The following is an 18,681-nucleotide window of genomic DNA, read 5'->3' on the forward strand; positions in this document are numbered from 1 at the left end:
CCTGCCCCCCGGCCCCTTGACCGGGGGGGGGGCCCCCCGCCGCGGGGGGGGGCCCGGGGTCCCCGGGCTCCCCCCCCCCCCGGCGGGCCGGGGCGCCCCCCCGCTGCCGGACGGCCGGGTCGGCGATGCCGACCAGGTAGGGCGCGCCGCGTCCCAGGTCGGCGGGCCGGCGGACGGGCAGTCCGCGGACGGTGGCGCCGTGCGAGTGGTCGTCGAGGAAGCCCGCGACCGGGACGCCGGCCGCGAGCGCGGTGTCCAGCGCCTCGCGGCCGACGCCCCCGGCGCCGGCGATCCAGAGCCCGGGCCGGGCGGTGCCGGAAGGCATGCGGGCCGTCCTGCCCGGTCGCGGCGTCAGGACGCCTCCTCGACGGCGGTGACGACGGGCCGGGCCAGTCGCTGGGCGACCACCTGCCGGGGGCCGGTGGCCTGCCGGGGCAGGCCGATACCGGCGGGGAACGGCTGGTGCGCGGGCGGTGCGGGCACGGGGACCGGCGCGGACGCGGGCAGGGACGTGGGCGTGGGGACGGGCGCGGGCGTGGGGACGGGCGCGGATGCGGCGGGCGCGATGGCCTCGGCAGGCTCGGTGGGCGCCGGGAACCCCGGGTTGACCCCGCCGGCCGCGGTGATGCCGGCCGGGCGCAGCAGCACCTTGACGGTGAGCAGGAGGATCCGCACGTCGAGCCGGAGCGATCGGTGCTGCACGTACCAGAGGTCGAGTTCGATCCGCTGGGGCCAGGTGATCGAGTTGCGGCCCTGGACCTGCGCCCAGCCGGTGAGGCCGGGGCGGACGTCGAGCCGGCCGCGCTGGCGGCGGGAGTAGTGGACGACCTGCTCGGGCAGCGTGGGCCGGGGCCCGATCACGCCCATCTCGCCGCGCGCGACGTTCCACAGCTGCGGCAGCTCGTCCAGGCTGGTCCTGCGGAGCAGCTCGCCGAGCCCGGTGATCCGCGGCGCGTCCTCCTCCTCGGGGAACCGCCTGTCCCGCATGGTGCGGAACTTGAGGATCTGGAACTCCTCGCCGCGCAGCCCGGTCCTGGTCTGCCGGAAGAGCACCGGTCCGCCCATGGTGCAGCGGATCAGCAGGGCGATCACCAGGCCGAGCGGGATCGCGACGATCCCGGCCAGGACGGTGACCGCGAGGTCCCCCCCTCGCTTCATGACGGTCCTTCCCCCTGATGCGGTGTGGTGGGCGGGCCGGCTCAGCCGACCGTCCAGGGCAGTCCCCTGGCGCGGGCGACGGCCGCGTAGGTCTCCAGCGAGACGGCTGCCACGGCGCGCTGGTCGAAGTGCTCCGTGGCGCGGCGCCGGACGGCGGCGCCGAGCCGGTCGCGCAGGCCGGGCTCGGTGAGGAGGCGGTCCAGCGCGTGGGTGAGGGCCGGGGCGTCCCCGGGCGGGGCGAGGAGCAGGTGCTCGTCGTGGGTGCCGATCTCGCGGCAGCCGCGGATGTCGCTGAGCACCATCGGCAGGCCGCCGGCGGCGGCCTCCATGGCGGAGCGGGAGAACCCCTCCCGGTAGGAGGGGAGCACGAAGACGTCCAGGGCGGCGTAGACCGCGGGCATGTCGCTGCGCGGGCCCGGGAAGTCGACCCCGGACTCGGCGCCGAGGGCGTCCGGCTTGTCCGGGTCGTCCGGTCCGATCCAGACGAACCGGGCCTTGCCGGCCAGCGCGCGGGCGGCCTCGGCGTACTCGCGGATGCCCTTCTCGGCGACCCGTCGGCCGACCCCGCCGACCAGCAACTCGTCCGGTCCGACGCCGAGTTCGGCCCGCAGTCGGCCCCGGATGCGGGCGCGGTCACCCGGGTCGGTGGCGAACCGGGTGAGGTCGACGCCGTTGCCGACCACCCGCGAGCGGCGGGCCGGGACGGCGCGGGCCAGCGTACGGCGGTCCTCGCCGTTCTGGTACAGCTCGGCGTGCGAGAAACGGGCCGCGAAGGACTCGGCACCGAGCACGAAGGCCCGCTTGGCGAGCGGGTCGTGGGCCTGCGCCCAGAGCCCGTGGCAGGTGTTGACGACCACCGGGACGCGGGCGAGCCGGCCCAGCACGCGACCGAGCACACCGGTCTTCGGGTTGTGGGTGTGCAGCACGTCCGGGCGGATCCGGTCCAGCACGGCGAGCAGTTCGCGGGCGGCGGCGGCGTCGGCGCGCGGCTGCCAGGCCCGGGTGAGCGCGTGCAGCGGCTCGTGCCGCACCCCGATCGCCTCCAGGTCGGCGACGTGCGGGCCGGGCGCGCTGATCCCGTAGGTCGCGAACCCGGCCTCCAGGTCGACCTTCAGCTCGGTGGCGAGCAGGAGGTGGAGGCTCATGTCGACGGTGGTGAGGTGCGCGACGCGCAGCGGGCGGCCACCGGGGCCGCGCAGGCGCGGGAAGGGCAGGCCCTCAGGCACGGGCGCCCACCGCCTTGGCGGTGGCGACGATCCGGGCGTAGGCGCGCTCGGGGATCAGCCGGCCGTAGAGCTTGGCGCGGAAGAAGTCGATGGGGTCGGTGCGGCGGACGGGCACCCGGCGCAGCCGGACCGGGTCGACGCCGGGTACGTTGCGGCCGACCTCGCCGGTCGCGGCGGTCCGGAACCGCGCCCGCAGGGCCGGTTCCATGGGGGGGACGGGCACGCCCCAGGTGTAGGCGTAGTGCCGGGGGCGGACGCCGAGGTGTTCCTCGACGTCGTCGTTGCAGGCGTCGAGCTCGCCGGTGGAGAGCAGTTCGGGGCGGGCGTGGCTGCGGGTGTGGTTGGCGACCGTGCAGAGTCCGGAGGCGGTCATCTCGCGCAACTGGTCCCAGCTGAGGGCGGGGGCGCCGGTGGTCCTCGCCGTCGAGCCCGCCCAGCGCATCTCGCCGCCGACGTGGCCGCTGGCCAGGTAGATCGTGAACGGGAGGCGGCGCTCGCGCAGCAGCGGCCAGGCGTTCTGGTACACGTCGGCGAAGCCGTCGTCGAAGGTGAGGACGGCGCCGGGGGTGCGGCGCCCGGCCTCGATCCGGTCGGTCGCCTCGTCCAGGGACACCACCCGGCCGGGCGGGAGCTCGGCGAGCAGGTCGGCCTGGGCCGTGAACTCCGCGGTGGTGACGTCCAGCTCGTCCGGGCTGCCTCCGCCGACGCGGTGGTAGATCAGGACGGTGGCCCCCTCGCCGGGGCTCGCTCCGACCAGGCGTGCCAGCTGGCGCTTCACCTGGACCCGGATCCCCCCGGTGGCCGGGGCCGTTCCGGGCACGGCGGTGCCGCTCATCGTTCCCCCCTCTGCGACACCCTCCCCGGCGTCGGCAAATGGCCTCGCACCCGGGCCGGTCGGCGGCCCGGACGAGAATCACAGTAGGGGGAACTGTGGGGCTGGTGCCCTGGAATTGTGAAAGAAGCGAGAAGGAGCTGGCAGATGGGCCGAAACCGGCCGATCTGACCGGTTGGGCTCGATCGGGCGTTCACTCTGGGATCGGGTTTGTCCGGGCCCGTTCCCGGGAAGATCAGACGGTCGCGCGGCGACGGTGGCGGAAGAGCGCGAACCCGATCCGGCCGAGCAGCAGGACGCCGGCCGCGAGGCAGCCCGCCACCGCCATCGCCCACGCCGGACCGTCACTGTCCGGAACCGCGACGGCCACCACGATGCCCAGCGCGAGACAGGCCAGGCCGACCAGGGCCAGCGGCACCTGGTGGGTGACCAGCGCGCCTCCGTGCCAGAACCGGTCCATCCGGGTCGCGCCGTGCGGGTGGACGTGATCACGTTCCGCGTCTGCCATGAGCCCAAGGTACCCCGGTGCGGCGGCGGAGGCAGCACGCAGGACGTCATTTCCCGGACACGCTGCGCGACGATCACGCGCGCCGGCCGGCCGGCTCCCCCCACCCGGCAGCGGCTCCCCATTCCGGCTGTCCCCGGTCGGTTCCCCCACACTCCGGTGCACCGTCCGGGGCACGCCCCGAGCGTGCATTCCGGCCTCGTTCCCGCCGGGTTTCCGATCGCCGAAAAAACCTGGACTGTCCGGTACAACCATCAACGCGCCGTACCTGTCTCCATTACATTGAGCGATCCAGGAGCCGTCCGCGGTGCGGGTTGGGAGTCCCCGCCGTGGACCGGAGATACCCAGGGGGCGGAGCCGCCGTGCCCTGGAGTCGGAGGCCGGGCTCCGTCCTCCGGCGGTACCGCCACGCCGCATCGGCGACCGAGGGGGAACCGTGCCGCAGTCCCAGTCCACGACATCGACCTCCAGTTCCATGGCCCGGACCGCGGCCACGGTCAGGGCCCGCCCGGGCCTGCGACCGCTGCCGCCGGCCGGCACCCCGGCCACCGGGCGGACATCCGTGGGGCGGAAACCCACAGGCCCCGTAGCCGTGCCGACGCCCGTGGCCGTTCCGGCCGCCGGGACCGCCGCCACCTCGCCGACCGACGGGCAGCCGGTCGCCGGGCAGGCACGCGCGGGCCAGGCGCTCGCGGGTGAGGCGTTCACCGGCCAACCGCTCGGCGGGCAGTCGCTCACCGGCCCGGCTGCGGGCCGGAGCCTGCGGCCCGTGCCGCGGCCCGCACCCCTCCCGGTGCCGCGCCCGGCCCGGGGCGCCGACGCCGCCTGTCCGGCGGACGCGCGCGGGGCGTGGCTGCGCTTCGCGCCCGTCCAGCCGCTGTTCCGGGCCCGGGCCGCGCAGCGGCTCGCCGTGCTGGCCTACCACGGCGTGACCGACCCCCGTTCCTTCGGCGCCCAGCTGGACCGGCTGCGAAGACTCGCCACACCCGTCTCGCTGGCCGCCGTGCAGCAGGCCGTCGCCGAACGGCGTCCGCTGCCCGCCCGCAGCGTGCTGGTGACCTTCGACGACGCCGACCGCAGCGTCCTCACCCACGCGCTGCCCGCCCTCCACGAGCGCGGCATCCCGGCCGCCGCCTTCGTGATCTCCGAACTGATCGGGACGGAGAAGCCGTTCTGGTGGCACGAGGCCGACTTCCTCGCCCGGCACGGCGGGCGCGCCCGCTCGCTCGACTGCGGACACCCCTCCCAGTTGCTCCGCCGGCTCAAGGCGATGCCGGACCCGGACCGCCGGCGCAGCCTCCAGGAACTGCGGGTCAGCGCCGACCGCCGACCGCCCGGCCAGGACCAGCTCACGCCCGCCGACCTGCTCGCGCTCCGCGAGGGCGGCGTCGCGATCGGCAACCACACCCAGGGGCACCCGTGCCTCGGGCGCTGCGACGACGCCACCGTCCGGGCCGAGATCACCGGCGCCCACGAGGCCCTCACCCGCTGGCTCGGCGAGCCGCCGACCGCATTCGCCTACCCGGACGGCGGCCACGACCCGCGCGCCGAAACCGTCCTGCAGGAACTCGGCTACCGGCTCGGTTTCCTCTCCGACCACCGTCTCGGCCCCCGCCTCCCCAACCACCCGCTCCAGATCAGCCGTCTCCAGGTGGACTCCACGACGAGTACGCGCAGGTTCGACACGATCCTGTCCGGCCTCGAACCGGCCTACCGCCGCTGGCGCGGCCAGGCCGCCTGACGCCCGTCCGTTCGCCCTCACCCGCCCTCGCACACCCTCGCGCACCCTCCCGCACAGGAAGTCGGCCCGTCCGACTTCCTGTGCCCGCCGGGAACCACGCGGCTGGAGCAGAGCTCGCCGCCCACTCCACCGCGGTCCACGCCCACGCCGGCCCATGCCCGAAGGCCCACGCCCGGCGACTGCGGCCGGACGGCCCGTCCGAGCAGCATGGGAGCCCCGGACGCCCCAGGAGTCACGTGCGCACACCGGCGCGCAGGAAGTCGGCCCGTCCGACGTCCCGCGCACGGGCGCGGCGGGGTCAGACGGTCAGGGAACCGAGCAGGAGGGCCCTGGGGTAGCCGAGGGCGGCGGCGGGGAGCACGGCGGGGGCTCCCGCGTGGAGGACGGTGAGGGTGCCCGCGCCCTGACGGGTCGGGTCGGCGACGCGGCGCAGGGCCTGGGCGGCGACGGGCTCGGCCGAGCCGTGCAGGGTGAGCCCCGGAGCGGCCGTCGGGGCGACGGCGTCCCGGATCCGGTCGGCGACCAGCTCGTAGTGGGTGCAGCCGAGGACGACCGCGGCCGTGCCGGCAGGGGTGCGCTCGGCCGCGGCGGCGATCGCGGAGGTGATCGCCGCGTCGTCACCGTGCTCGATCGCGTCGGCCAGGCCCGGGCAGGCGACCTCGGTGACGGCCGCCGCCCCGGCGAAGTCGCGGATCAGGTTCCGCTGGTAGGCACTGCCGGTGGTGGCGGGGGTCGCCCAGATGGCGACCGGGCCGCCGAGGGCGGCGGCCGGCTTGATCGCCGGGACGGTGCCGACGACCGGGAGACCGGGTTCGAGTTCGGCGCGGAGCGCGGCGAGCGCGTGGACCGATGCGGTGTTGCAGGCGACGACCAGCACGTCCGGCCGGTGCGCCGCGGCCGCCCGCGCGCAGCCGAGGGCGAGCGCGGTCACCTCCTCGGGCGTACGCGGGCCCCAGGGCATCGAGGCGGGGTCGGAGGAGAGCACCAGGTCGGCGTCCGGACGCAGCGTCCGTAGCGCGGCGGCGGCGGCCAGCAGGCCGATTCCCGAGTCCATCAGTGCGATCTTCACGGGTCAAGACTTTAGTCGATGCCCCCCGCCGGGCCCCTGGTGCGGCAGACTGCGCGGGTGACCGTCCTGCTGTGGATCGCTGCGCTCTCCCTGCTGGTCTGGCTCTGGCTGGCGGGCTGCCACGGGTTGTTCTGGCGTACCGACGTGCGGCTTCCGCCGCGCCGTCCGCCCGCGCGCTGGCCGCAGGTCGCGGTGGTGGTGCCGGCCCGGGACGAGGCGGAGGTGCTGCCGGTGAGCCTGCCGAGCCTGCTGGCGCAGAAGTATCCGGGGCGGGCCCGGGTGATCCTGGTGGACGACCACAGTACGGACGGCACCGGCCGGCTCGCGGCCGGGCTGGCCGCGCCGGAGGGGCTGGAGCTGACGGTGACCACGCCTCCCCCGCTGCCGCCGGGGTGGACGGGCAAGCTGTGGGCGCTGCGGCACGGCGTCGAACTGGCCGGGCCGGACGCCGAGTACCTGCTGCTGACCGACGCGGACATCGCGCACGGCCCGGAGTCGCTGGCCGAGCTCGTGGCCGCCGCCGAGAGCAACCGGCTGGACCTCGTCTCGCAGATGGCCCGGTTGCGGGTGGAGACGGGGTGGGAGCGGCTGATCGTGCCGGCGTTCGTGTACTTCTTCGCCCAGCTCTACCCGTTCCGGTGGAGCAACCGGCCCGGCTCCCGGACGGCCGCGGCGGCGGGCGGCTGCTCGCTGGTGCGGCGGGAGGCGCTGGAGCGGGCGGGCGGCGTGGCGGCGATCCGGGGAGCGGTGATCGACGACGTGTCGCTGGCGCGGGCGGTGAAGGCGTCCGGCGGCCGGACCTGGCTGGGCCTGGCCGAGCAGGTGGACAGCGTGCGGCCCTACCCGCGGCTGGCGCAGCTGTGGCGGATGGTGTCGCGCAGCGCGTACGCCCAGCTGCGGCACTCGCCGCTCCTGCTGCTCGGCACGGTGCTCGGTCTGGCGCTGGTGTACCTGGTGCCGCCCCTCGCCTGCGTGGCCGGTCTCGCGACCGGCGCGTGGCCGGTGGCGGCGGTCGGCGGGGCCGCGTGGGCGCTGATGACGGGGACCTTCCTGCCGATGCTCCGGTACTACCGGCAGCCCGCGTCGGCTGCCCTGCTGCTGCCGTTCACGGCGGCGCTCTACCTGCTGATGACGGTGGACTCGGCGGTGCAGCACTGGCGGGGCAGGGGGGCCGCCTGGAAAGGCCGGACGTACTGAGCCCGGCTGCGGCAGACTGGCCGGATGGACCGTCGGACGATCTCCCGCCTCGCGCATGCCCACCACCCGATCGCCGCACCGGTCGCCGACGAGTCGGTGGCCCGGCTGCTGGCGCGGGCGACGGCGCGCACCGAGCACGGCCGGGCCCTCGACCTGGGGTGCGGCGAGGGCGGCTGGCTGATCCGGACGCTGACCGCGCGGACCGGCTGGGAGGCGGTCGGGGTGGATCTGGACTCGGCGGCGCTGACCCGCGCCCGGCAGACGGCGGAGGCGCTCGGCGTGCAGCGGCGGCTCGGCCTGCACCACCTGGACGCCCGGGAGTTCACCGATCCCGCGGGGTTCGACCTGGTGCTGAACGTCGGTGCCACGCATGCGTTCGGCGGGCTGCTGCCGACGCTGGACGCCGCCCGGGAACACCTGGCGCCGGGCGGCCGGGTGCTGGTCGGCGAGGGGTTCTGGGAGCGTGAGCCGGACCGGCCCGCGCTGGACGGGCTGGGTGCGGACCGGGACGACTACGCGGACCTGGGGACCACCGTCGACCGGGTGACGGCGGACGGCTGGACACCGGTGTTCGGGTACGTGAGCAGCCGCCAGGAGTGGGACGACTACGAGTTCTCCTGGACGGGCGCGCTGGCCGAGTGGGCGCTGGACCATGCGGACCATCCGGACGCGGAGGCCGCCCGGGCCGCGGCCGACCTGCACCGCGCCGAGTGGCTGCACGGCTACCGGGGGACGCTCGGCTTCGTGACGCTGCTGCTGCGCCGGGGCTGAGCGGTCCCCGCGGACGCCCGGCCGGGCTGCCACGGGTCCGGGTCCGGGGTGCGGCGGCAGGGGTCGTGCGGCGGGCGGGGTCGTGCGGCGGGCGGGGTGGTGCGGCCGGATCCCGGTGGCCGGCTCCCGACGCGCGGCTCCCGGGCCGCCCGCGCCCCCTCCGGCTACTTCTGGGTACGGGCGAGGAAGTCGTCGATCAGCGGGGCGATCTCCGGAAGCTTCTCCTCCAGCGCGAAGTGCCCGGTGTCCAGGACGTGCAGTTCGGCGTCGGGCAGGTCGCGCAGGTAGGCGCGGGCGCCGGGCTCGGTGAAGAACAGGTCGTTGCGGCCCCAGACGATCAGCGTGGGCGGGCGGTGCGTGCGCAGCCACTCCTGCCAGACGGGGTAGAGCGCGACGTTGGAGTGGTAGTCGAGGGCGAGTTCGACCTGGATGTCCTTGCGGCCGGGCAGGTCGAGGGCGTGCTGGTCGAGCGTCCAGCCGTCGGGGGCGACCAGCTCCGGGTCGCCGGTGCCGCCCTCGTACTGGGCGCGGGTGATCTCCAGGGTGAGGATGGCGCGGGCGCGTTCGGCGGCCCCTTCGACGCCGGGCCGGTTGGCGATGAACTCCCGCGCCTGGTCGGAGAGTCCCTCTTCGTAGGCGTTGCCGTTCTGGACGACCAGGCCGGTGACCCACTCGGGGTGCCGGGTGGCGAGCCGGAGGCCGACCGGGGCGCCGAAGTCGAAGACGTAGAGCGCGAACCGGTCGAGGCCGAGGGTCCGGCAGAAGCCCTCGACCACGTCGGCCAGGGTGTCGAAGCGGTAGTCGAACGCGCCGGGGGCGGGGCTTTCGCTGTGACCGAAGCCCGGGTAGTCGGGGGCGATCAGCCGGTAGCGGGTGCCGAGCGCGTCGAACAGCCGGCGGAACTGGTGCGAGGCGGACGGGAAGCCGTGCAGCAGCAGGAGGACGGGGGCGTCGGCCGGTCCGGTCTCCCGGTAGAAGACGCGCAGACCGTCGACGTCGACGTGGCGGTGGTGGATGTGCGGGATCGTCAGCTCGCTCATGCTAACCATTAAACACCGCTGAACCAGTTAGGTAAATGCCTGCCCGCACTCCGGACGGCTACCCCCGCCCCACCTCCACCTCCACCTCCGCTACCGCCCCCGTCACCGCCGTCCCGCCGTCCCGCCGCCGCACCGCCGCACCGTTCCCCCCGTCACCGGCGCAGCAGCCTGAGCCCGGCCGGCTTGGCGAACTCGAACCGGGCCATCTGCTCAAGGTCCTTCAGCCAGCCGACCGCACCGCCCGGACGCGCCAGCACCCGCCCGTAGAGCTCCTCGAAGGCGGTGGTGACGCTCTCCAGCGAGAACCGGCCGACCACCCACTCCCGCCCCCAGTCGCCGAGTTCGGCCCGGCGGACCGGGTCGTCGAGCAGCCCGCGCAGCTGCCCGGCCAGCGCGGCGGGCTCCCGCGAGCCGTCACCGAAGCCGTACATGCAGCGGGAGGCGTGCGGTTCGACCAGCGGCCCCGGCTCGTGCACGGCGGTGTAGCCGTCCGCGCCGTGCACCACCACCGGCTTGCCGAAGGCCAGGCCGCGCAGCGCCGAACCGCCCATCCCGAGGACGACGTCCCCGGCCTGGTAGGCCGGCCGGGGATCGGCCAACTGGCCCGGTACCAGCACGGCTTCACGGCCGAGCGCCTCGTTGGCCTCGGCCGCGCGGGCGCGCAGCCGCTCCAGGCTCGGCCCGGCCCCCACCACGGCCAGCCTGACCCGGGGGTCGTCCAGCAGCCGGACGGCGTCGACGGTGAGTTCGGCGCCGGCGTCCTTCTCCAGCGCGGGCACCAGGCGGGTGACGACGACCAGCAGCAACTCCTCGTCCCGGATGCCGTGTTCACGCCGGAAGGCGGCGCCGTCCGCCGCACCGGGCGCATCGGTCACGGTGTCGACCGGCGGCTCGATCAGGCTGACGTCCCGGTGGCCGAAGGCCCGGCCGTCGCCCATCAGCGCGCCCAGGCCGAGCACCAGCGGCTGGTGCCGGGGCAGGCCCCGCAGCATCCGGATGCCGTAGAAGGTGGTGACCACCGGCAGTCGGCCGTAACGGCCGGGCCCGAAGTACGCGTTGCGGGCCGCCCGGACCTCCCAGGCGTGCAGCAGCTGGCTGCCGTGCTCGGCGGCGAGCCGGCCGAGCCGTCGGCGGACCTCGGCGTGCGGGGTGTCGGGCCCGCCGGCGACGACCACGTCCAGGCCGTGCCCGGCGGCGATGTCGACCAGCGGCGCCGGGCCGGCCACTCCCTGGGCGAAGAGCACCGGCTCGTGGCCCCGTTCACGCAGGGTGCGGGCGATGTCGACCGCGTTGAGCTGGGCACCGCCCAGGGCCAGGTTGTTGAGGTGGACGAGCACCCGGACCGGTCGCACGCGTCATTCCTCCCAGCGGTGCGGGACGAACACCGGCGCGGCCAGGACCACGGCGCGCGGGGGCGAGTCCAGCATCGGCCCGAAGACGTCGAACTGGCCGACCGAGTGCCAGCTCATCAGCGTCCCGCCGTCGGTCCTGCCGATGCTGTAGACGCCGGCCCAGAGCGTGTACCGGCCGCGCGGCAGCGGCAGCCGGGGTATCACGCAGGAGACCGGGTGGTCGCCGCCGGTGAGCCGGATCTCGTGGCTGATCTGGAAGATCGGGCTGGAGGTGCCCTCGCTGACGCCCAGGTGCAGGGTCGCGTCGCCGCGGTAGTCGCCGCCCAGCGTGAGCTCGACGGTCATCGGCTCGTCGGTGGTGAGGCTCTCGCGGCCCTCGCCGCGCACCCCGTGCTTGAGCAGCCGGAGCGGCTCCCCGGTCCGGCCGCCGGCCTCGGACTGCGCCTCGATCGAGTCGCGGTATCCCGCCATCGCCTCCTTGATCCCGGCGTCCACCCGGATCGAGCCCTGCTCCAGCCAGATGCCGCGCCGGCAGATCGACTCCACCGCGGGCAGGTCGTGCGAGACGAAGACGATGGTGGTGCCCTGCTCGGCGACCTCGCGCATGCGGTCCAGGCAGCGCTGCTGGAACACCGCGTCACCGACCGCCAGCACCTCGTCCACCAGCAGGACATGGGGTTCCAGGTAGGCGGCGACGGCGAAGCCGAGGCGCATCTGCATGCCGGAGGAGTAGAACTTCACCTGCCGGTCGATGGCGCCGCCGAGCCGGGCGAACTCGACGATGTCGTCGAACCGGGTGGCCACCTCCCGCCGCCGCAGGCCGAGCAGCGCGCCGAACAGGTAGATGTTCTCCCGACCCGTCAGGTCGGGGTGGATGCCGGCCCGGATCTCGATCAGGGCGCCGATCCGCCCGCGCACGTCGATCACCCCGCCGTACGGGTACATCACCCGGGTCAGCATCTTGAGCAGGGTGGACTTGCCCGAGCCGTTGGAGCCGATCAGCCCGACCGAGTCGCCCGGCTCGATGTGCATCGAGATGTCGCGCAGCGCCCAGCGCCAGTCCTCGCCCTTCTCCCCGCGCAGCCGGCGGGCCATGGACTCGACCTTGTCCCGCAGCAGCATCCGCTGCTGGTCCGCCTTGAAGCGCTTCCACACCTGGTCGGTGCGGATGGTGCCCGGCGGGAGGTCACGGGCGGCGGCGGTCGGGCTAGGCGACATCGGCGATCCCCGTCTCCAGCTTCTTGAACAGCAGGTAGCCGCCGACCAGGAACACCACCGAGGAGACCGAGGCGATCGAGGTCAGCGTGGCGTCCGGCGCCCGGCCGTACAGCAGGGCGTTGCGGTAGCCCTCGATCACGGCACCGAGCGGGTTGAGGCCGACGTAGATCTCCTGGAGTCGCTCCGGGATCTGCGCCAGCGGGTAGGCGACCGGGGTGGCGAACACTCCCATCTGCGTGATGATCGGCAGCAGGTGCCGGACGTCGCGCAGGTAGACCACGGCCACCGAGAGGACCAGCGCCACGCCGTACGTGAAGGCGAACTGGACGAGCAGCAGCGGCAGGACCCAGAAGAGGGTCGCCGCAGGCGCGGTCCAGAACACCAGGAAGAGCAGCCCCAGGACGGCGGTGCCGATCAGCATGTCGACGCCGGCCACCAGCATGGTGGCGAGCGGGAAGACCTCGCGCGGACAGTACACCTTGTTCAGCAGGCTGAGGTTGTTGGCCAGGCTCAGCGCGCCCTGGTTCATCGTGTTGCTGAAGAACTGCCAGACGATCAGGCCGACGTAGGCGAACAGCGGGTACGCGGCGCCCTCGGTGTCGACGTTGACGGCCCGGCGGAAGACCAGCGTGAAGATGGCGCAGAGCGCGAGCGGGGTGAGCACCGCCCAGGCGAAGCCGAGCACCGCCTGCTTGTAGCGGGCCCGCAGGTCGCGTTCGGCCAGCGCGCGGACCAGCTCACGGGCCCCCCACAGCTCGCGGGCCACCCGGGCCGGGCGGAGCCGGCGCTTGAAGACCAGTTCGGGCGGCGGCCCCTCGGCGGCCTGCGGGTGCGCCTCGGTGTCCGCGGCCCGGCCGGCCGGCCCGTCGACGAGCTGTGCGCGTTGTCCCCCCACGGACATCTGCCCTCTCCGGTACCGGCGGTATCGAGAAGTGGGCTCGTCAGGGCGGTGCTTGACACCGCTCCGGTGCGGCCCGGCCCCCACTGTGGCACAGAGTGTGGTCGACGGGGGTCGGTTCGGTGAACGTGATCGGATCGCGGCCCGGGGGGCGGCCGAAAAGGGCGGGTCGGCCGAAATCGGCCGACCCGCCCGGTGGTTCGGGAGGTACCGCCGGGGTCAGAACCGGATCGTGCGGGGGTGGCGCTGCTGGTCCTGCGCGACGAGGTGGTCGAGGATGCCCGGCATCGCCTCGACGCCGCCGGCGTTGGTCGGGGAGGTCCGGTACTCGCCCTGCACCACGACGGTGGGCAGCTCGTTGATGCCGTACCGGACGAACAGCGCGACGGCCTCGTCCACGGCCCGCTGGACGTCCTCCGAGCGGTACACCTCGCGGAACCGCTGCGCGTCGACGCCCTGGCGCGCGGCCCAGTCGGTGGTGAGGTCCTCGGTGGTGAGGTCCTGCTCGTCGGAGTGGATCGCGCGGAACGCGGAGGACTGCAGCCGCTCGACCAGGCCGAGCCGCTCCAGCGTGTAGTACAGGCGCGCGTGACCGCGCTGCGCACCCTCCTCACGACTGCCCTGCCAGATGGCCGGCACCCGGCGCAGGTCGACGTCGGACCGGTGCTTCTCGACCCAGGCCTGGAGAGGCTGTTCGAGCTGCTGGGAGTGACCGCAGTCGTACCAGAAGAACTCGACCGCCTCGGTGCGGGCGCTCTCGCGCACCGGCTGCGGCTGGTCGAGGCGGACGAACTGGGCGCCCTCGCGGGGCGGCTGGTGGGAGACGGCGCCGGCCTGCACGGGGCACGCGGCGATCCCGGTGGCGACGGCGAGCAGCAGAGTGGTTCTCAGGATCGACTTCACACGGGGCAGTGTGACGGTGACGGAACGTCATCGGCCAGTCGCCCCGGTGCGTCGGGCCGGGATTCGCCCGATCGGCGCACCCGGCCCGGCGTACCGGGACGCGTCAGCCGCGTCCTTCGTGTCCGCACACGTCGGTGAAGAGCTCCTGCCAGGCGTCCGCGACCACGTCCAGCTCGCAGTGGGCCAGCGCGTGGACGCGGGCGGCGGCGCCGAGCCCGGCGCGGTCGCCCGCCAGCACCTTGGCCAGCGCCTCGGCCAGGGCGACCGGGTCGCCCGGGGCGACCAGCGAGCCGGTGGCACCGTCCCGGACGACCGAGCGGACCCAGCCGACGTCGGTGGCGACGGCGGGCAGCCCGGCCAGCGCGGCCTCGATCAGCACCCCGGGCACGCCCTCGCTGTCGCTCGACAGCAGGACGGCGTCGGCGGCCCGGTAGAGCGGAGCCGGATCCGGGAGGGTCCCCAGGAAGTGGGCCCGGGCGGCGGCCGGGTGCCGTTCCAGGGCGGCGCGCTGCGGGCCGTCCCCGGCCACGGCGAGGCGGACGTCGGGGAGCCGGTCGAGGGCGTCGAGGGCGACGTCCAGCCGCTTCTCCCGGGAGATCGCGCCGAGCCAGGCGACCAGCAGGCCGTCCGGCGGCAGGCCGAGGGACTGCCGGGCCGCGCGCCGGTCGGCCTCGCCGCCGGCGGGCGGGTAGCGGTCGGCCGTCCGGGCGTTGGGGATGGTGCGCACGCTCGCGGCGGACAGCCCGAACCGTTCCACCAGCACCTCCCGGGCCTCGTCGGCGAGCGCGGTGACGGCCGCGGCCCGGTGCAGCAGGGCGCCGGTGCGCAGCCGGCGCACCGGACCGGCCGTCCAGTGCCGGGGGTCGCCGATGGAGACGTAGACGAAGGGGGTGCGGGTACCGGCCAGGGCGAGGGCGCAGGCGGGGAGGGTGGAGGATCCGTGCGCGACGACGAGGTCCGCGGTGCGGGCGGCGGCGCGCAGGGCGGTGAGGGTGCGGGGGTGCAGCCGGCCGGGGCCGAGCACGCTGGTGGCCCGCGTGTCGGCGGCGTCGGGGTGGGCGTCGGGGTGCGGGGCGAGGGCGCGCAGCGCGGAGGCCTGGCCACGGCGGCGGAGTTCGCGGTGGAGGTCGCGGGCGAGGTTCTGCGCACCGCGGCGGCGAGGGTCGGTGATGAGGTGCAGGATGCGGGGGCGGGTTCCGGCCGTCCTGACCGGTGTCGCTTCGGGCATGGGAAAGACCTTGGCACAGGGCCCCGCGTGGGACGACCCCTTCGCGCAACCCGGCGGTGGTCCGCTGTTCGGCGCGGGTACTCCCGGCGGGCGCCGGTCGGGCGCCGTGGTGCGCCCGGTGGGGGATCCGCGCGCCCCGCCCGGCGCCTTCGGCCGCCCCCTGCCGGTGCCGCCGCCCTCTCCCCCGGGTGGCCGCGGCCGACCGCGGGCGGCCGTCCTGACCGAATCGCTGGCGGGTACCGGTCGCGACCTGCGATGCTGAGCGGCAGTCAGGGCGTCGTCCCGGCACGGGAGACCGGGCGCGCCCAGGAGGGCGGGGGTTGGCCTGTGCATGTGCTCTATGTGATCGACAGCGTGAGCCGGGTCGGTGGGGCCGAGCAGGGCCTGGTGGCAATGGCACCCCAGTTGGTGCGGGCCGGTGTCCGCCTCGACATCGCGTACCTCAAGGACTCGACCGGCGGCTTCCAGCCGGAGCTGACCGCGGCCGGGGCCGACGTCTTCGGGGTCGGGCGGCCCTCCCGGAGCCAGACCGTCGCCGCGCTGCACCGGCTGGTCCGCGAGCGCCGCCCCGATCTGCTGCACACCACCCTGTACGAGTCGGACGTGCTCGGCCGGGCCGCCGCGCTCACCGCCCGCACGCCGGTGGTGACCAGCCTGGTCAACGCGGCGTACGGGCCCGAGCACCGCAACGCGCGCGGGCTGAGCCCGTGGAAGGTGCGGGCCGCCCAGGCGGTGGACGCGGCGACCGCGCAGGGCACCCGGCGGTTCCACGCGCTGACCCGGTACGTGGCCGGGGCGATGGCGCGCCGGCTGCGGGTGCCGTCGCAGCGGATCGACGTGGTGCCGCGCGGGCGCGACCCGGAGCGGCTGGGCATCGTGACGCCGGACCGGCGGGCCGCGGTGCGTTCGTCGCTGGAGCTGCCGCAGGACGTGCCGGTGGTGCTGGCCGCGGCCCGCCAGCAGTACCAGAAGGGTCTGGACGTGCTGCTGGAGGCGTGGCCGGCGGTGCTGCGCTCGGAGCCGGAGGCGGTGCTGCTGCTGGCCGGCAGCGAGGGCGGCGAGACGGACCGGCTGCTGGCACTGACCGGGGCGACGCGCGGCGTGCGGTTCCTGGGGCCGCGGGACGACGTGTTCGACCTGATGGCGGCGGCCGACGCGTTGGCGGTGCCGTCGCGCTGGGAGGGCCTGGGCAGCGCGGCGATGGAGGCGATGGGTGTCGGGGTGCCGCTGGTCGCCTCCGACGTCCCGGCGCTGCGCGAGACCGTCGGCTCGGAGGACTACGCGCGGCTGGTGGCGCCGGAGCGGCCCGCCGCGCTGGCGGAGGCGCTGATCGACACGCTGGAGGACCGGGCCGCGGCGCGGGTGCGGGCGAAGGCTGCGCGGGCGCGGTTCCTGACCTCGTTCACGCTGCAGCACGTGTCGGCCCAGATGGTCGGGTTCTACGAGCGCTCGCTGCGGCTGCGCACGGTCTGAAGGCGGTCCGGCCTGGCACGGGGGCCGGGCCGCCCGGACCGCTCCGACCGCCCTGCGGGTGACGGACGGGCGGGCCCGGAGGCTCGGGACGGGCGGACCGGCCGAGTACGGTCTGTCCGGATCCGGGCGGTCGCGGCCCGTTGTACGAGGTCTCCCGGACCAGTATCGCCAAAGCGGTTGCGCCGCACGTCGCGGCTCGGGAAGCATCGCCGGGGGGACCGGCGGGGGCGGCGGTCAGCGCGGGTCGGTACACCGCCGGGCCGGGCCGCGTCTGCGGGGAGCGCGTCGTCGGGACGCCGTCCGCGAGTCGTCAGGGGGGCGGGTTGCGACATCGTCCGAGGGATTCCACCGTGCCGGGAGCCGTCCGTTCCGGCGGCCCGGGCAGTGCCGGCAGCACCCCCACCCTCCGTACTCCCCTGCGGGAGCCGGACGGGCGCTGAACAGCACCACCGCACCATGAACGCGAGGGGATCCAACCGGTGGAACCGGCAAACCACTTCACCGTCCTGCGGCGGTACTGGCGGCTGCTCGCCGGTTGTACGCTCGCCGCACTCGTCGTCGGCTGGCTGCTGGCCCCCGCCGGCGACGCGGTGGACAACGCCAGATGGAAGTGCAAGGTCGCCATCACGCCGGTCGCGGGGGCCGGCGACACCGTGCGGGCCGACCAGGTGCTCTCCTACGCCCAGGGGGCCGACGTCGCCACGGCCACCGCCAAACAGCTCGGCATCACGGACGCCGCCGAGGTGATCGCCCGCCGGACGGTCACCGCGGACAGCGCCCAGATGCTGACCATCGCCACCACCGGGCCGACCCGGCAGTCCTGCTCCGACCTGGCCACCGCCTACTCGGCCGCGATCATCAAGGGCTACAGCGACGAGTCGGCCCGCAGCTCCTCCGAGACCATCAAGAAGCTCCAGGCGCAGGCGGACGAGCAGCAGCGGCAGCTGAACGAGATCCAGCAGCAGTACACCCGGTCCTCGGCCGCCGACCAGCCCAAGCTCCAGCCCAAGCTGACCGCCGCCAACACCTCGCTGACCACCACCCTCACCTCGATCAGCAAACTGCAGAACGCCGCCCAGACCGACGCCATCCAGCAGTGGGGCAGCATCGACGCCCGGCAGGGGGCGGGCAACCTGCTCTCCTCCCCCAGCCGGGGCGTGCGGCTCGGCCTCGCGGTGGCGCTCGGGCTCGCGCTCGGCGTGGTCGCCGCACTGATGCTCAGCCGGATGGACACCAGGCTCCGCACCCGCAACGCCGTCGAGGAGGCGTTCAACCTTCCGGTGATCGGCGAGGTGCCGCAACTCTCCCGCCGCCTGCGGAGGCTGCGCGAACCGCTGGTCCGCGCCCGGCCCTCCGACCCGGCCGCCGAGGCCTACCGCTCCCTGCGCTCCACCCTGCTGCTCACCGGCCCCGACTCCCTCGCCCGCCCGACGGGCGGCGACGACCGGGATCCTGCGGAGACCGTCTCGCGGCGGCTCGCCGAGCCCGCGCCGGTGGTACTGGTCACCTCCGGCAGCAGCCTCGACGGCCGGACCATCACGACCGCCAACCTGGCCGCCGCCCTCGCCGAGACCGGCCGCGGAGTCCTGGTCCTGGACTGCGACTTCCGCAACCCCCAGCTGCACGCCCACCTCGGGGTCGGCGACGGACCGGGCATGGCCGAGCTGCTCAGCGGCGAACGGCTGGGCGAACTGGACGACCTGATCCGGCCGACCAACGTCGAAGGGGTCTCGCTGATCACCGGCGGGAACACCACGGCGTACCCGGCCGCGCTGGTGCTGCGCGCCGCCGAGGTGCTGCGCCGGGCCCGCCGGCACGCGGACGTCATCCTCGTCGACACCTCCCCGCTGCTGCACGCCAACGACGCGTACGACCTGGTGCAGCACGCGGACGCGGTGCTGGTCACCGTGCGGAGCGGCAACGTCACACCCGAACAGGCCGACCGGGTAGCCGAGTTGCTCTCCCGAACCGGTGTCCCCGTGGCCGGGGTGGCGCTGCTCGGCACGTCCGGGCGGCCGTCCGGACGGCGGCGGCGCGGCACCGGGGGCGGTGCCGGCGCGCCGGCCGGGC

The 18,681-nt window shown here is 75.3% G+C and carries 16 protein-coding genes and 1 pseudogene; 5 read left to right on the forward strand and 12 right to left on the reverse strand.

Features of this window, described 5'->3' with window-relative positions; genetic code table 11:
* The 5 genes and pseudogenes from ABZY91_RS16550 to ABZY91_RS16570 form a co-directional block, all read right to left on the reverse strand.
* Positions 1-325, reverse strand: a pseudogene (locus ABZY91_RS16550) (hypothetical protein); the annotation flags it as partial.
* Between the two features lie 26 nt (positions 326-351).
* Complete coding sequence (locus ABZY91_RS16555; protein ID WP_355402972.1) at positions 352-1,158, reverse strand: sugar transferase; 807 nt, start codon at positions 1,156-1,158, stop codon at positions 352-354.
* A gap of 41 nt (positions 1,159-1,199) precedes the next feature.
* Complete coding sequence (locus tag ABZY91_RS16560; protein ID WP_355402974.1) at positions 1,200-2,384, reverse strand: glycosyltransferase family 4 protein; 1,185 nt, start codon at positions 2,382-2,384, stop codon at positions 1,200-1,202.
* Positions 2,377-3,219, reverse strand: coding sequence for a polysaccharide deacetylase family protein (locus ABZY91_RS16565; RefSeq protein ID WP_355402976.1), 843 nt, complete (start codon positions 3,217-3,219; stop codon positions 2,377-2,379). The genes ABZY91_RS16560 and ABZY91_RS16565 overlap by 8 nt, the downstream gene beginning before the upstream one ends.
* A gap of 232 nt (positions 3,220-3,451) precedes the next feature.
* On the reverse strand, positions 3,452-3,724 hold the full coding sequence (locus ABZY91_RS16570; RefSeq protein ID WP_329885245.1) for a hypothetical protein: 273 nt from the start codon (positions 3,722-3,724) through the stop codon (positions 3,452-3,454).
* A 589-nt stretch (positions 3,725-4,313) separates the two neighbouring features.
* Here ABZY91_RS16570 and ABZY91_RS16575 point away from each other — a divergent pair.
* A complete protein-coding gene (locus tag ABZY91_RS16575) occupies positions 4,314-5,462 on the forward strand; it encodes a polysaccharide deacetylase family protein (protein ID WP_355402978.1) in 1,149 nt (382 codons plus the stop codon).
* Positions 5,463-5,760: 298 nt separating this feature from the next.
* Here the strand turns inward: ABZY91_RS16575 and ABZY91_RS16580 are convergent, their stop codons facing one another.
* On the reverse strand, positions 5,761-6,531 hold the full coding sequence (locus tag ABZY91_RS16580; RefSeq protein WP_355402980.1) for an aspartate/glutamate racemase family protein: 771 nt from the start codon (positions 6,529-6,531) through the stop codon (positions 5,761-5,763).
* Between the two features lie 66 nt (positions 6,532-6,597).
* Between ABZY91_RS16580 and ABZY91_RS16585 the strand changes: the two genes are divergently transcribed.
* The gene (locus ABZY91_RS16585; protein ID WP_355402998.1) at positions 6,598-7,728 is read left to right on the forward strand and encodes a glycosyltransferase; all 1,131 of its coding nucleotides are present in this window, start codon (positions 6,598-6,600) and stop codon (positions 7,726-7,728) included.
* Positions 7,729-7,752: 24 nt separating this feature from the next.
* A complete protein-coding gene (locus ABZY91_RS16590; protein WP_355402982.1) occupies positions 7,753-8,499 on the forward strand; it encodes a class I SAM-dependent methyltransferase in 747 nt (248 codons plus the stop codon).
* Between the two features lie 164 nt (positions 8,500-8,663).
* On the opposite strand, the gene ABZY91_RS16595 is transcribed toward ABZY91_RS16590, so the two are convergent.
* The 6 genes from ABZY91_RS16595 to ABZY91_RS16620 form a co-directional block, all read right to left on the reverse strand.
* The gene (locus ABZY91_RS16595) at positions 8,664-9,539 is read right to left on the reverse strand and encodes an alpha/beta hydrolase (RefSeq protein ID WP_329885250.1); all 876 of its coding nucleotides are present in this window, start codon (positions 9,537-9,539) and stop codon (positions 8,664-8,666) included.
* Positions 9,540-9,691: 152 nt separating this feature from the next.
* The gene (locus tag ABZY91_RS16600; protein WP_355402984.1) at positions 9,692-10,891 is read right to left on the reverse strand and encodes a glycosyltransferase; all 1,200 of its coding nucleotides are present in this window, start codon (positions 10,889-10,891) and stop codon (positions 9,692-9,694) included.
* Between the two features lie 3 nt (positions 10,892-10,894).
* The gene (locus ABZY91_RS16605; protein WP_355402986.1) at positions 10,895-12,109 is read right to left on the reverse strand and encodes an ABC transporter ATP-binding protein; all 1,215 of its coding nucleotides are present in this window, start codon (positions 12,107-12,109) and stop codon (positions 10,895-10,897) included.
* On the reverse strand, positions 12,099-13,010 hold the full coding sequence (locus tag ABZY91_RS16610; RefSeq protein WP_355402988.1) for an ABC transporter permease: 912 nt from the start codon (positions 13,008-13,010) through the stop codon (positions 12,099-12,101). The genes ABZY91_RS16605 and ABZY91_RS16610 overlap by 11 nt, the downstream gene beginning before the upstream one ends.
* A gap of 216 nt (positions 13,011-13,226) precedes the next feature.
* Complete coding sequence (locus ABZY91_RS16615) at positions 13,227-13,910, reverse strand: thiol:disulfide interchange protein DsbA/DsbL (protein ID WP_329949285.1); 684 nt, start codon at positions 13,908-13,910, stop codon at positions 13,227-13,229.
* 103 nt (positions 13,911-14,013) lie between these two features.
* Entirely contained in the window at positions 14,014-15,138 is a 1,125-nt protein-coding gene (locus tag ABZY91_RS16620) for a glycosyltransferase family 4 protein (protein WP_355402990.1), read from the reverse strand.
* A 342-nt stretch (positions 15,139-15,480) separates the two neighbouring features.
* Here ABZY91_RS16620 and ABZY91_RS16625 point away from each other — a divergent pair, with 342 nt between their 5' ends.
* A complete protein-coding gene (locus ABZY91_RS16625) occupies positions 15,481-16,611 on the forward strand; it encodes a glycosyltransferase family 4 protein (protein ID WP_355402992.1) in 1,131 nt (376 codons plus the stop codon).
* 479 nt (positions 16,612-17,090) lie between these two features.
* Positions 17,091-18,681, forward strand: a 1,591-nt coding sequence (locus tag ABZY91_RS16630) for a hypothetical protein (RefSeq protein ID WP_355402994.1), incomplete at its 3' end; no start/stop codon positions are given.

This window comes from Kitasatospora sp. NPDC002965 (assembly GCF_040611255.1).
Taxonomy (GTDB): Bacteria; Actinomycetota; Actinomycetes; order Streptomycetales; family Streptomycetaceae; genus Kitasatospora.

What these genes read in the sequence shown, in the direction of transcription:
- ABZY91_RS16555 (WP_355402972.1), bottom strand. Translation starts at nt 1,158, where the DNA reads ATGAAGCGAGGGGGGGACCTCGCGGTCACCGTCCTGGCCGGGATCGTC.
- ABZY91_RS16565 (WP_355402976.1), bottom strand. Translation starts at nt 3,219, where the DNA reads ATGAGCGGCACCGCCGTGCCCGGAACGGCCCCGGCCACCGGGGGGATC.
- ABZY91_RS16570 (WP_329885245.1), bottom strand. Translation starts at nt 3,724, where the DNA reads ATGGCAGACGCGGAACGTGATCACGTCCACCCGCACGGCGCGACCCGG.
- ABZY91_RS16590 (WP_355402982.1), top strand. Translation starts at nt 7,753, where the DNA reads ATGGACCGTCGGACGATCTCCCGCCTCGCGCATGCCCACCACCCGATC.
- ABZY91_RS16595 (WP_329885250.1), bottom strand. Translation starts at nt 9,539, where the DNA reads ATGAGCGAGCTGACGATCCCGCACATCCACCACCGCCACGTCGACGTC.
- ABZY91_RS16605 (WP_355402986.1), bottom strand. Translation starts at nt 12,109, where the DNA reads ATGTCGCCTAGCCCGACCGCCGCCGCCCGTGACCTCCCGCCGGGCACC.
- ABZY91_RS16610 (WP_355402988.1), bottom strand. Translation starts at nt 13,010, where the DNA reads ATGTCCGTGGGGGGACAACGCGCACAGCTCGTCGACGGGCCGGCCGGC.
- ABZY91_RS16620 (WP_355402990.1), bottom strand. Translation starts at nt 15,138, where the DNA reads ATGCCCGAAGCGACACCGGTCAGGACGGCCGGAACCCGCCCCCGCATC.